This window comes from Agrobacterium sp. BT-220-3 (genome assembly GCF_025910175.1).
Lineage (GTDB): Bacteria > Pseudomonadota > Alphaproteobacteria > Rhizobiales > Rhizobiaceae > Agrobacterium > Agrobacterium oryzihabitans.
In genome coordinates this window covers 672,380-684,916 of sequence record NZ_JAPAIX010000002.1, presented here as the reverse complement: position 1 = coordinate 684,916, position 12,537 = coordinate 672,380, and the positions used below count along the sequence as shown (strand labels likewise).

Below are 12,537 nucleotides of genomic sequence, written 5' to 3'. Positions count from 1 at the left end.
AGTTAAATATTATAGGATGCGGCGAAGATCAAGAGGTCACCATGAAAACCATTCTTATGGCAGTGGCGTTTGGCAGCATTTTCGCCCTGTCGTCCTGCAGCAGTGAAGAGCCTCCGGCCGAAAAGCCGCTGCGTCTCGTCGATGTGGTCACGGCCACGAAAAAACCCGTCGATCGCGGCAGTGTCATCACCGGCGAGGTGAGGGCGCGTGTTCAGACGGACCTGTCCTTCCGGGTGAGCGGCAAGATCACCGAGCGGCTGGTGGATGTGGGCGCGCGGGTAAAGACCGGACAATTGCTCGCCCGCATCGATCCCGAGGAGCAGAAGGCGGATATCGACGTTGCTCTCGCCAACCTGCAATCCGCCGAAGCGCAGATGACGCAGGCGCAGCTGGCATTCGACCGCCAGCAAAGTCTTTTCAAGACGCAGGTGACCTCACGCTCGGCAGTCGACAAGGCGCAGGAAACCCTGCTCACCACGCAAGGGGCGGTAAGATCGGCGCAGGCGCAGCTGGACACGGCGCGCGACGCACTGTCCTACACCGAACTGCGCGCCGATGCGGATGGCGTGATTACGGCGCGCAACGTCGAAGTCGGTCAGGTGGCGCAGGCGGCCCAGCTTGTCTTCACGCTTGCACATGACGGGCCGCGCGATGCGGTTTTCGATGTCTACGAATCCCTGTTCCTTGAGCGTGACATCGACAACCTCGTCAATGTCAGCCTCCTGTCGGATCCCGCCCGCAGCGTGGATGCGCCGGTGCGGGAGGTTTCCCCGACGATTGATCCGGATAATGGAACGATCAGGGTCAAGGTCGGCCTGAATGGTGATCTGACCATGCCGCTCGGCGCACCGGTCTCGGGTCATTTCCGCTTCAAGCAGGTCGATGCAATCGAGCTTCCCTGGTCGGCAATGGCGTCGCAGAACGGTCTTCCAGCCGTCTGGGTGGTTGATCCGCAATCCTCGGAAATCGCGATGCGCCGGATCGAGGTCGCCGATTACGAGACGGGTCAATTCGTCGTCGCGGAAGGGCTTCTTCCCGGTGATCTCGTCGTGACCGGCGGGACCAAATTTCTCCGCACCGGTGAAAAGGTCGCCTATGAAAAGGGGCAGGCACAATAATGTTCAGGATAAACAGAAGCTTGTTTTTGCTGCTTCCAGCGCTCGCGCTCTCGGCCTGCCGGGAAAAGCAGGAGGCGCCAGCCGAGGCACCGCGCCCGGTGCTCTCCGTCGTGGTTGAGGAGAAGCCGGCCGATGCGCTGCGCCTCACCGGCACGGTGGAATCGCGCATTCAGACCGATCTCGGCTTTCGTGTTCTTGGCCGGATCATCGCCCGTAATGTCGATGTCGCCGATCTGGTCAAAAAAGGCGATGTGGTGGCGTCGATTGATCCGCTCGCGCTCGAACTTTCGGTGAAGAGCGCACAATCCGATCTTTCCAATGCCGAAGCGCAGCTTGCGAATGCGGTGACGACCGAACAACGCCAGCGCGTGCTGGCCGAGGCGCGCAGCGGCACGGAAGCGGCACTGGAAGAGGCCGAACAGGCCACGCGAACCGCCAATGCCGCCGTCGCCAAGGCCCGCGCAAATCTGGACAAGGCCGAAGAACAGCTGGGTTATGCGCAGCTTCACGCGGAATTCGATGGCGTGGTGACGGCAACCTCAGGTGAAATCGGCCAGGTCGTCTCGGCCGGCCAGACTGTCGTGACCATCGCCCGCCCGGAAGTGCGCGATGTGGTGGTCGACGTTCCGCAATTTGCGGCCCAGCGACTGGAAATCGGATCGGCCTTCGCGATTGCGTTGCAGCTCGACCCTAAAATACACACAACCGGCGTGGTGCGCGAGATTGCCCCGGAAGCCGAAACGGCGACGCGGACGCGCCGCACGAAAATCAGCCTGCAGGATGCGCCGCCGGCGTTCCGGCTCGGATCCGTCGTCACGGCCTCTGCGCTTGCCGCCTCCGAGCCGCAGATCATGCTTCCCTCTTCTGCCCTGCTGAAAACCGATGGCGGATGGGGTGTCTGGATCGTCAACGCCGATACCGCCACGGTAACGTTGCGCCCCGTCACATTGGAGGGCGAGCCTGCCGAGGGCAGCAGCGTGCGCATCACCGGTGGCGTCAAGCCAGGCGAACGCGTCGCGAGCGCCGGCGTCCACAAGCTTAGGGATGGACAGGCCATCAGGATCGATCAGGAGGTCCATCAGTGAAGAAATTCAATCTCTCCGACTGGGCGCTCGAACACCGTTCGCTCGTCTGGTACTTCATGCTGGTCTTCGTTCTTGCCGGCGTTTTCTCCTATCTCAACCTCGGACGTGAGGAAGACCCGAATTTCACCATCAAGACGATGGTGATCAGCGCCCAATGGCCCGGCGCCTCCGCCGAAGAGGTTGCCCGGCAGGTGACGGACAGGATCGAGAAGAAGCTCGAGGAACTCGACAATCTCGACCATCTGCGCAGCCAGACTGTGGCTGGCCGTACCACGATCTTCGTGGAGCTTGTCCCTGAAACCAAGGCGCGCAACGTTGAGCCCACCTGGGTGCGGGTGCGCAACATGATCGCCGACATCAAGGGTGATTTTCCCTCGGGCGTCGTCGGCCCCTTCTTCAACGATCGTTTCGGCGACGTCTATGGCAATATCTATGCCTTCACCAGCGATGGTCTGAGCCAGCGGCAATTGCGCGATCTGGTGGAGGATGCCCGTGCCAAGGTTCTGACCGTCGAGAATATCGGCAAGGTCGATGTCATCGGCGCGCAGGACGAGGCGATCTATCTGGAGTTTTCCACGCGGCAGATCGCAGCGCTTGGCATCGACCAGCAATCGATCATCAAGACGCTGCAATCCCAGAATGCCGTTACCCAGTCCGGTTTCGTCAATGCCGGGCCGGAGCGTGTGGCGCTGCGCGTCAGCGGCCAGTTCACCTCGGAAGACAGCCTTCGCGCCATCAACCTGCGCGTCAACAACCGGTTTTTCCCGTTGACGGAAGTGGCGACGATCCGGCGCGGTTATGTCGATCCGCCGTCCTCGCTGTTCCGTTTTAACGGCCAGCCGGCCATCGGCCTTGCGATTGGCATGAAAACCGGTGCGAACCTCCTGCATTTCGGCGAGGCGCTGGATGCGCAGATGAAGCGCATCGTGGCGGATCTGCCAATCGGTGTCGATGTGCATCGCGTGTCCGATCAGCCCGCCGTGGTCGATGAGGCGGTCTCCGGCTTCACCTCGGCGCTCTTCGAGGCGATCGCGATCGTTCTCGTCATCAGCTTCATCAGCCTTGGTCTCAGGGCCGGCATGGTGGTTGCCGTCTCCATTCCGCTCGTGCTGGCAATTACCTTCGTCTACATGGAATACACCGGCATCTCGCTGCAACGCATCTCGCTTGGCGCTCTCATCATCGCACTCGGGCTTCTCGTCGATGATGCCATGATCGCGGTCGAGATGATGGTGGCAAGGCTTGAGGTCGGCGACGACCTCAGGAAAGCGGCGACCTATGTTTATACGTCAACCGCCTTCCCGATGCTGACGGGCACACTGGTCACCGTTGCTGGCTTTATCCCCGTCGGCCTCAACAACAGCGCGGCGGGCGAGTTCACATTCACCCTCTTCGTGGTGATCGCCGTTTCGCTCATCGTATCGTGGATTGTCGCGGTCCTGTTCACACCTCTTCTCGGCGTGACGATCCTGCCGAAGACGATGAAATCGCATCATGAGAAGAAGGGCCGTTTTGCCTCGGCCTTTTCCTGGCTTCTCGGCCGGGCGCTGCGCTGGCGCTGGGTGACGATCATCCTCACCATTGCCCTGTTCGGTCTCTCCGTTGGCGGCATGAGCCTTGTGCAGCAGCAGTTCTTTCCCTCATCCGACCGTGTGGAGCTGATCGTCGACTGGAACCTGCCGCAAAACAGCTCGATTGCCGAAACCAACCGGCAGATGGCGCAGTTCGAGCAGGAAATGCTGGTCAAGAATCCTGATGTCGACCATTGGACAACCTATGTCGGTGAAGGCGCGCCGCGTTTCATCCTGTCCTTCGACGTGCAGACGCCGGATGTCACTTTCGGCCAGACGGTCATCGTCACCAAGGGGCTGGATGTACGCGACAAGGTCCGTGCCGAGTTGCAGGACTATCTGAACAAGACCTTTATCGGCACCGACGCCTTCGTGAAGTTGCTCGATATCGGCCCGCCGGTTGGAAAACCGGTGCAATATCGCCTGAGCGGTCCTGATATCCAGCATGTCCGCGAACTCGGGCAGCAACTGTCGGGCATCGTCGGCGAACACCGGCTGCTGTCCAACATTGTCATGGACTGGAACGAGCCGACGCGCGTGGTCAAGGTGGATGTGTTGCAGGACAAGGCCCGTCAGCTCGGCGTCTCGTCGGAAGATATCGCCAATGCCATGAACAGCATCGTGGAGGGTTCCACCGTCACGCAGGTCAGGGACGACATCTACCTTGTCAATGTGGTGGCGCGGGCGCAGCTGGCGGAACGCGGCTCCATCGAGACATTGCAGAACCTGCAATTGCCTGCCACGAACGGCAAGGCCGTGCCGCTCTCGGCCATCGCCAATTTCCGCTACGAGCTGGAGCAGCCGACCATCTGGCGTCGTGACAGGATCCCGACGATCACGGTCAAGGCTGCCATTATCGGTCCAACGCAGCCGGCAACGATCGTGGAGCAGCTGAAACCGAAGATCGAGGCGTTCCAGAAAACGCTTCCCGTCGGCTACACGCTGGAGACGGGCGGCTCGGTGGAATCCAGCGCGGATTCGCAGGCGCCGATCGTTGCTGTTGTGCCCATGATGCTGTTTGCGATGGCGACCATCCTGATGATCCAGCTGCAAAGCTTCAGCCGGCTGTTCCTGGTCTTCGCCGTGGCCCCCACGGCCTTGATCGGGGTCGTTGTGGCGCTGCTCTTCTCCAATGCGCCGATGGGCTTCGTCGCCATTCTCGGCGTGCTGGCGCTGATCGGCATCCTCATCCGCAACTCGGTTATTCTTGTCGTGCAGATCGAGCATCTGAGAAGCGAAGGGGTCTCGGCCTGGCGCGCCGTGATTGAGGCGACCGAGCACCGTATGCGGCCGATCATGCTGACGGCGGCGGCAGCGACACTTGCCCTCATCCCCATATCGCGGGAGATTTTCTGGGGTCCGATGGCCTATGCGATGATGGGCGGCATTGTGGTCGGCACGGCGCTGACGCTGCTCTTCCTCCCTGCGCTTTACGTCGCGTGGTTCCGTATTCCGCGTGAGGACGATCAGTCGGAGGCAGACGAAGTCAAGGCGTGATACGGGCGACGGATACCACACCCTTGCGGTCGCGAGGGTGTGGTGGTGGGGAGCAGTGCCTTCACCTTAAATTCCCGTAAATATGCCTGCCATCGTTGTTCCTTCTGTCCCGATAGTGTTAGGAAGATCGACTTGGCTTTGGGATCAGCGCCGTTCCTCAAACGGCGGCTTCTCCCATGGGTAAGGACAGATCACGGGTGCCGGAGGGTTGAAAGATGGGCGGGTTGTCGGATTGGCTTGCGGATGCACAGCCGATCAATCGCAAGAATGCCGCAGAAGCGGTGTTTGAGGATATCCGTTCCGCCATCACCTCAGGCCAGCTTGCGGTCGGAACCCGGCTACCGTCCGAAGCCCATCTCGCGAAAAGATATGGCGTCAGCCGGCCGATCGTGCGCGAGGCGCTGCGATCTCTCCAGACGCTCGGGCTGACGCAGACCCGCACCGGAAGCGGTACCTATGTCATGACGGGAACGCCGCCGTCCGAACTGAATTATGGAGCCTATTCCGCCCGCGACCTGATCGAGGCTCGTCCCTTCATCGAGGTGCCTGCTGCCGGTTGGGCGGCGCTGCGACGCACGGAAGCCCAGCTCGAAGTCTTGCTGGAGCTATGTGACCGGATGGAAGCTGAAGAGAGGCCGCACCCCTGGGTGTTGCTGGACGGGCAATTCCACTGCGCCATCGCGGAAGCTTCGGCCAACGGACTGTTCGCCAAGGTGGTGGCGGATGCCCGCGAGGCCGTATCCCAGCAATCCGAGATGGTGAACCTGATGGCAGGCCGCCGCGTCGCCTCGAATTACGAGCACCGCCGGATCGTCGAGGCAATCCGGCGGGGTTCCGCGCCTGAGGCGCGGGAGGCGATGGAGCTTCACCTGGGGCAGGTGAAGCAGGTGGTGACGACCATCATTGGAGAAGATCGGGTTCGCCAGCCGTAAGTGCCGGCAGGTTGGCGAGGTGCCGGGGGCTCAGTGCGCGCTGCAGTTCCTCAGCCGTCAGATGGCCGCGTTCCAGAACCACCTGCGGCACGGTGCGGCCGCTGGCGAGCGCTTCTTTCGCCACTTCCGTAGCCGCATAATAACCGATCAACGGATTGAGCGCGGTCGCGAGGCCGATCGATTCCTCCACACGCTGCGCCATGATGGCGGGATTGGCCACGATGCCGTCGACGCAGCGTTCCGCCAGTGTCCGGCAGGCGGCGCTCAGCTGGCTGATGCTCTGGGAAAGGGCGCGCACGATGATCGGCTCGAAAGCATTGAGCTGAAGCTGACCGGCCTCGGCGGCCATGGTGATGGTGATGTCGTTGCCGATCACCGCATAGGCCACCTGATTGACCACTTCGGGAATGACCGGATTGATCTTGCCCGGCATGATGCTGGAGCCAGCCTGAACGGAGGGCAACGTGATTTCGCCGATGCCGGCGCGCGGGCCGGAAGAGAGCAGGCGAAGGTCGTTGCAGGTTTTGGACAGCTTGACGGCGACGCGTTTCAGCACGCCGGAAAGATGGACAAATGCGCCCGGATCCTGCGTCGCCTCGATCAGGTCAGCCGCCGTAACCAGAGGGCGTCCGGTCAGCTGCGCCAGATGCTGGCAGGCGAGGGCTGCATAACCGCGCGGAGCGTTCAGGCCGGTGCCGATGGCGGTGGCACCAAGATTGATCTCATGCAGCAGTGCTGCGGATTCGATGAGACGCGCCTGATCTTCGCCGAGCATCACCACGAAGGTGCGGAATTCCTGGCCGAGCGTCATCGGCACGGCGTCCTGCAGCTGCGTACGCCCGATCTTGATGAAGCCGGAAAATTCCTGTGCCTTGCGGTCGAAGGCGTCTTTCAGCACGCCCATGGAGGCCGCCAGGTCATCGATCGCCTCGATCAGCCCCACATTAATCGCGGTCGGATAGGCGTCGTTGGTCGATTGGCTGAGATTGACGTGGTCGTTGGGGTGAAGGCGGGCATAATCGCCCTTCTGGTGGCCAAGTAGTTCCAGCGCGCGGTTGGCGATGACCTCGTTGGCATTCATGTTGGTGGAAGTGCCGGCTCCACCCTGAATTTCATCCACCACGAATTGCTCATGCAGCGCCCCGGCGCGGATTTCGCGGCAGGCAGCGGCGATGGCTTCCATCCGTTCCCCATCAAGCAGGCCGAGTTCGTGATTTGCGCGTGCGGCGGCTTCCTTCACATAGGCCAACCCCCTGATGAGATAGGGGTTGTGGCCGATCGTCACGCCGGTGATTTTGAAGTTCTCCACCGCGCGTGCCGTGTGCACACCCCAATAAACATCTGCCGGAATTTCCTTCGTCCCGAGCAAATCATGCTCCCTGCGCGTCACGCTCACTTTTTCCTCCAATGGCTCAAAGCGTTATCTGTATCTGTAAAGCTGTCTTACAGATTTTTCGACCTTAATCCTTGGTCTTGAGAAGGTCAATAATGATTGCATCCCCTTGACGAGCGGCATTCTGTCCGATTATGAGGGTCGAAAATCTGTCATGCAGCTTTACAGCGTGCGTGGGCATGCTAGCCATATCTCCAGCGAGGGCTGTGCCAGTTCCATTTTGATTTCCGGCGTATCGCCGACTGAAAAGCAAATTCATCGGGAGGAGAAATATCAATGCAATCCGTGAAAAAGGTACCCGCCGAACGAGAGGTTTTTGCCGAGGAAGACCTCGGCTATCACAAGGCTCTCAAGCCGCGCCAGATCCAGATGATCGCCATCGGCGGCGCCATCGGGACCGGCCTCTTCCTCGGCGCTGGCGGGCGATTGGCGCAGGCAGGCCCCGCACTGGTGTTTGTTTATGCGCTCTGCGGCTTCTTCGCGTTTCTCGTGCTGCGCGCGCTTGGCGAACTTATCATGCACCGCCCGAGTTCCGGTTCCTTCGTCTCCTATGCCCGTGAGTTCTACGGCGAGAAAATGGCCTTTGCCGCCGGCTGGATGTACTGGCTGAACTGGGCAATGACGTCAGTCGCGGATGTGACCGCCGTTGCCCTCTACATGAATTTCTTCAAGCAATATGTTCCGTGGCTCTCCGGTATCGACCAGTGGGTCTTCGCAATGACGGCGCTTCTGGTCGTGCTGGCGATGAACATGCTGTCGGTGAAGGTCTTCGGCGAGCTTGAATTCTGGTTCAGCCTGATCAAGGTTCTGGCGCTCGCCATTTTCCTGGTCGTCGGCATTTATTTCGTCATTTTCGGCACACCCATCGAAGGCCATGTCACCGGCTTCAGCATCATTACCGATAATGGCGGCTTCTTCCCCAACGGCATTCTTCCGGCCTTCGTCATCATTCAGGGCGTGGTGTTCGCTTATGCCTCAATCGAGCTGATCGGCACGGCTGCTGGCGAAACTGAAGACCCGCGCAAGGTCATGCCCCGTGCCATCCGCGCCGTGGTCCTGCGTCTCGTGGTGTTTTATGTCGGCTCGGTGCTGCTGTTCACGCTGCTTCTGCCCTATACCGCCTATAAGGCGGGTGAGAGCCCCTTCGTTACCTTCTTCGGTTCCATTGGCGTCCAGGGTGCGGATGTGATCATGAACCTCGTGGTTCTGACCGCCGTGCTGTCATCGCTTAATGCCGGCCTTTATTCCACCGGGCGTATTCTGCACTCCATGGCGGTTTCCGGCTCGGCGCCGGCAGCGCTTGCGAAGATGAACAAGGCCGGCGTGCCCTATGGCGGCATCGCAGTGACCGCTGTCGTCACCGTTCTCGGTGTCGCGCTGAATGCCGTCGTGCCTGCTGCAGCCTTCGAGATCGCGCTCAACCTCTCGGCGCTCGGCATCATCTGCGCCTGGGCCGTCATCGTGCTCTGCCAGTTGAAGCTCTGGCAGCTTTCCCGGCGCGGCGAGCTGGTGCGTCCGGATTTCCGCATGTTCGGCGCGCCTTATACGGGCATCCTCACGCTCATCTTCCTGTTCGGCGTGCTGGTGCTGATGGCATTTGATTATCCCATCGGCTCGTGGACCATCGCGTCGCTGCTGGTCATCATCCCCGCGCTGGTTATCGGCTGGTATCTGCTGCGCGACCGTATCCACCGTCTGGCCGGCGAACGCGCAGGCGCGGGAGCATCGCATTGAGCGGGCAGGGTGAAGCGCCGCTGGTGGCGGTCATCGCCACCGGTGGCACCATTGCCAGCAGGCGCGGCATCGATGGCGTAAGCACCCCCAGCCTTTCGGGTGAAGACCTGCTTGCACTGGTTCCGCAGATCAGTGCACGCCTGAAGCCGGTTGATCTGATGGCGAAGGACTCTTCCAGTCTGACATTGGCCGACATGCAGCGCATTAGCGACGCCGTTGGCGTGGAGCTCAATGACTCCGCCGTGGCAGGCGTCGTTATTCTGCACGGTACCGACGCGATGGAGGAATCCTCGCTACTCGTGCATTTGCAGCACGCCATCACCAAACCGGTTGTCTTCACCGGCGCGCAGTTCACCGCGGACCATCCGAATGCGGATGGGCCGGCCAATCTGGCTCGAGCGATTGAAACCGCACTCGATCAGGCGAATGCCGAGCGCGGCGTACTCCTGTCCTTCGGCGGCAGATGCCTGCCGGCCTGGGGGCTTTACAAGCGGAGTGCGGATGCGGCGGATGCCTTTCGCTCCGCGCGACCGGCGGCGGCGCATGCCGCAGCGATGGACCTTGCCGCTCCCGTCGCCGATCTGCGGGTCGATATCGTTGCCATTTATCCCGGTTGCGATGCCGCCCATATCGAGGCGAGCCTGCAGGCGGGCGCTGATGGATTAGTGCTTGCCGCACTTGGTTCCGGCAACGCCAATCCCGGCATTGCAGTTGCTGTGAAGCGCTGTGCCGAGCGCGGCGTTCCCGTTGTCGTCTCCAGCCGTGTGCCGGAAGGGCTGCTGGTGGCAAGTTACGGCGGCGGCGGCGGCGGGCATGACCTTGTCGCGGCGGGCGCCGTGCATTCGTCCACCCTTCGGCCTGGGCAAGCCCGTATTCTGCTGGCGGCGTTGCTGGCTAATAAAAGCCCTGCGGAAACCATTGTTTCCGCCTTCGGTGAGTCGCTTTCTGACTAGGAAACGGCTGAGATGCCCGCCTCAGCGGGCATCGAAATTCCTATAGGATTCCTATTTTATTCCATCCGCCGCCGTCTCGAACCTTTATGCGGTTCGGGTGCATTCTTCTGTGCGGGAAGGGATGGTGTTCCCTTCTCAAGCCAGAAAGAATGAAAAGCGACGTCCCACATGACGGCGCTTTTCTTCCTGTCCGGCTCCTCGGTTAAAAAGGGAGTCCCATCAATGATGGACGTTATTCTGATTGGCGCGGCCACGGTGTTTTTTGCACTTTGCTTTGCCTATACCCGCGCCTGCGACCGGCTTTAGGCGGAGGCTGCGATGATATTCGACTATGTTTTGAGCGGTGCCGTCACCGTCTTTGTCGCCGCCTATCTCACCTATGCTCTCATTCGCCCCGAACGCTTCTGATCGGGAAGCGGCCGTTCGAGCGGCGGAGAGAAAATGGAATCGGATCCGCCGCTCTCTCTTTCTGTCCGAGCATCGGATTTTCCGAAAACCGCATGACACTTTTCGGTCCGATGCTTTATTGAAAGTTCAATACCATGACCCTCAATGGATGGTTTCAGATCCTGCTTTTCTGCGGGATCGTTGTCGCGCTGGTGAAGCCTCTCGGCTTCTATATGACGCATGTCTTTAGTGGCGAACGCACCCTGCTTTCGCCGGTTCTCGCACCCGTCGAGCGCGGCCTTTATGCCCTTGCCGGGACGAGTGAGCGCGAAGAACAGCACTGGACAACCTATGCGTTTTCCATGCTCCTCTTCAACCTTTTCGGTTTTATCCTGCTTTATGTCCTGATGCGTTTTCAGGCCGCTCTGCCATATAATCCGGAAGGAATGGCGGCAGTCGGACCGGAACTCTCCTTCAATACGGCAGTCAGCTTCGTCACCAATACCAACTGGCAGAACTATGGCGGCGAAAGCACCATGTCCTATCTCACCCAGATGGCTGGCCTCACCGTACAGAACTTTGTGTCCGCTGCGACAGGCATGGCGATTGCCATCGGGCTTATCCGCGCCTTCGCACGCGCTTCCGGCAAGGCCATCGGCAATTTCTGGGTGGATATGGTCCGTGCGACGCTCTACGTGCTTCTGCCCGTCTGCATCGTGCTCACCCTCGTTTACGTCTGGCTCGGCGTGCCGCAGACACTGGGTGGTTACGTCTTCGCGCAGACACTGGAAGGGGCGCGGCAGACGATTGCGGTCGGCCCCGTGGCGTCGCAGCTGGCGATCAAGATGCTCGGCACCAATGGCGGTGGTTTCTTCAACGCCAATTCCGCGCATCCGTTCGAGAACCCGGACGCCATTTCCAACATGATCCAGATGGTGTCGATCTTCGCGATCGGCGCGGCCTTTACCAACGTTTTTGGCCGTATGGTCGGTAACGCCCGTCAGGGCTGGGCGATCCTCGCCGCCATGGGCGTTCTGTTCATAGCCGGCGTCGCGGTTACCTATTGGGCGGAAGCGGCCGGAAATCCGCTGATGCACAGCTTTGGTCTCGCTGGCGGCAACATGGAGGGCAAGGAAGCCCGCTTCGGCGTGGCACTCTCGTCGCTCTTTGCGGTCATCACCACGGCGGCGTCCTGCGGCGCGGTCAACGCCATGCATGGCAGCTTCACGGCGCTCGGCGGCCTCATTCCGCTCATCAACATGCAGCTCGGCGAAGTGATCGTCGGCGGTGTCGGTGCGGGTTTTTACGGCATTCTCATGTTCATCATCATCGCCATCTTCGTGGCGGGCCTGATGGTCGGGCGCACGCCGGAATATCTCGGCAAGAAGATCGAGGCCAAGGAAATGAAGATGGCGGTTCTGGCCATTCTCTGCCTGCCGCTCGCCATGCTGGTCTTCACCGCCACCGCCACCATCCTGCCCTCGGCGGTTGCGTCGATCGGCACGGCGGGGCCGCACGGATTTTCCGAAATCCTCTATGCCTATACATCGGCGGCGGCCAATAACGGTTCGGCCTTTGGCGGGCTCACGGGCAATACGACCTGGTACAACATCACGCTTGGTCTTGGCATGCTGATGGGGCGTTTTCTGGTGATCATTCCCGCACTGGCGATTGCCGGTTCGCTGATCGCCAAGAAGACCGTCCCAGCATCGGCCGGCACCTTCCCAACGGATGGTCCGCTCTTCGTCGGTTTGCTCGTCGGCACGATCCTGATCGTCGGCGGCCTCACCTTCCTGCCAGCTTTGGCGCTCGGTCCGGTCGTGGAACATCTCGTTATGGCCGCCGGTCAGGTTTTTTGAGGTGGTGC

At 60.8% G+C, this 12,537-nt stretch carries 10 protein-coding genes; 9 read left to right on the top strand and 1 reads right to left on the bottom strand.

Annotation, left to right across the window (positions count from 1 at the left end):
* The first annotated feature begins 41 nt into the window (after positions 1-41).
* The 4 genes from OK142_RS09685 to OK142_RS09670 all read left to right on the top strand — a co-directional run bounded on the left by OK142_RS09685 (position 42) and on the right by OK142_RS09670 (position 6,203).
* On the top strand, positions 42-1,118 hold the full coding sequence (locus tag OK142_RS09685; protein ID WP_003497765.1) for an efflux RND transporter periplasmic adaptor subunit: 1,077 nt from the start codon (positions 42-44) through the stop codon (positions 1,116-1,118).
* Positions 1,118-2,203, top strand: coding sequence for an efflux RND transporter periplasmic adaptor subunit (locus OK142_RS09680; protein ID WP_498682391.1), 1,086 nt, complete (start codon positions 1,118-1,120; stop codon positions 2,201-2,203). Before OK142_RS09685 ends, OK142_RS09680 begins: the two co-directional genes overlap by 1 nt.
* Positions 2,200-5,271 carry an efflux RND transporter permease subunit gene (locus OK142_RS09675; protein WP_498682390.1) on the top strand — a complete coding sequence of 1,024 codons (3,072 nt, stop codon included), beginning with the start codon at positions 2,200-2,202 and terminating at the stop codon, positions 5,269-5,271. Before OK142_RS09680 ends, OK142_RS09675 begins: the two co-directional genes overlap by 4 nt.
* Before the next feature lie 215 nt (positions 5,272-5,486).
* On the top strand, positions 5,487-6,203 hold the full coding sequence (locus tag OK142_RS09670; RefSeq protein ID WP_498682388.1) for a FadR/GntR family transcriptional regulator: 717 nt from the start codon (positions 5,487-5,489) through the stop codon (positions 6,201-6,203).
* Here OK142_RS09670 and OK142_RS09665 read toward each other — a convergent pair.
* Positions 6,172-7,599, bottom strand: coding sequence for an aspartate ammonia-lyase (locus OK142_RS09665; RefSeq protein WP_246231403.1), 1,428 nt, complete (start codon positions 7,597-7,599; stop codon positions 6,172-6,174). The genes OK142_RS09670 and OK142_RS09665 overlap by 32 nt on opposite strands.
* A gap of 273 nt (positions 7,600-7,872) precedes the next feature.
* On the opposite strand from OK142_RS09665, the gene OK142_RS09660 reads away from it, so the two are divergent.
* The 5 genes from OK142_RS09660 (at position 7,873) to kdpA (ending at position 12,529) form a co-directional block, all read left to right on the top strand.
* Positions 7,873-9,330, top strand: coding sequence for an amino acid permease (locus tag OK142_RS09660; RefSeq protein WP_498682386.1), 1,458 nt, complete (start codon positions 7,873-7,875; stop codon positions 9,328-9,330).
* Positions 9,327-10,283 (top strand): asparaginase, encoded by a 957-nt coding sequence (locus tag OK142_RS09655; protein WP_498682384.1) that lies wholly within the window; start codon positions 9,327-9,329, stop codon positions 10,281-10,283. The genes OK142_RS09660 and OK142_RS09655 overlap by 4 nt, the downstream gene beginning before the upstream one ends.
* A gap of 168 nt (positions 10,284-10,451) precedes the next feature.
* Positions 10,452-10,589 (top strand): hypothetical protein, encoded by a 138-nt coding sequence (locus OK142_RS09650; RefSeq protein ID WP_003497749.1) that lies wholly within the window; start codon positions 10,452-10,454, stop codon positions 10,587-10,589.
* Between the two features lie 12 nt (positions 10,590-10,601).
* Positions 10,602-10,691, top strand: coding sequence for a K(+)-transporting ATPase subunit F (kdpF, locus tag OK142_RS09645; protein ID WP_006313429.1), 90 nt, complete (start codon positions 10,602-10,604; stop codon positions 10,689-10,691).
* A 134-nt stretch (positions 10,692-10,825) separates the two neighbouring features.
* Positions 10,826-12,529 (top strand): potassium-transporting ATPase subunit KdpA, encoded by a 1,704-nt coding sequence (kdpA, locus tag OK142_RS09640; RefSeq protein ID WP_498682380.1) that lies wholly within the window; start codon positions 10,826-10,828, stop codon positions 12,527-12,529.
* Positions 12,530-12,537: the final 8 nt, after the last annotated feature.

Coding starts and splice junctions, on each gene's coding strand:
- OK142_RS09685 (WP_003497765.1), top strand. CDS start 42: ATGAAAACCATTCTTATGGCAGTGGCGTTTGGCAGCATTTTCGCCCTG.
- OK142_RS09680 (WP_498682391.1), top strand. CDS start 1,118: ATGTTCAGGATAAACAGAAGCTTGTTTTTGCTGCTTCCAGCGCTCGCG.
- OK142_RS09670 (WP_498682388.1), top strand. CDS start 5,487: ATGGGCGGGTTGTCGGATTGGCTTGCGGATGCACAGCCGATCAATCGC.
- OK142_RS09660 (WP_498682386.1), top strand. CDS start 7,873: ATGCAATCCGTGAAAAAGGTACCCGCCGAACGAGAGGTTTTTGCCGAG.
- OK142_RS09650 (WP_003497749.1), top strand. CDS start 10,452: ATGACGGCGCTTTTCTTCCTGTCCGGCTCCTCGGTTAAAAAGGGAGTC.
- kdpF (WP_006313429.1), top strand. CDS start 10,602: ATGATATTCGACTATGTTTTGAGCGGTGCCGTCACCGTCTTTGTCGCC.
- kdpA (WP_498682380.1), top strand. CDS start 10,826: ATGACCCTCAATGGATGGTTTCAGATCCTGCTTTTCTGCGGGATCGTT.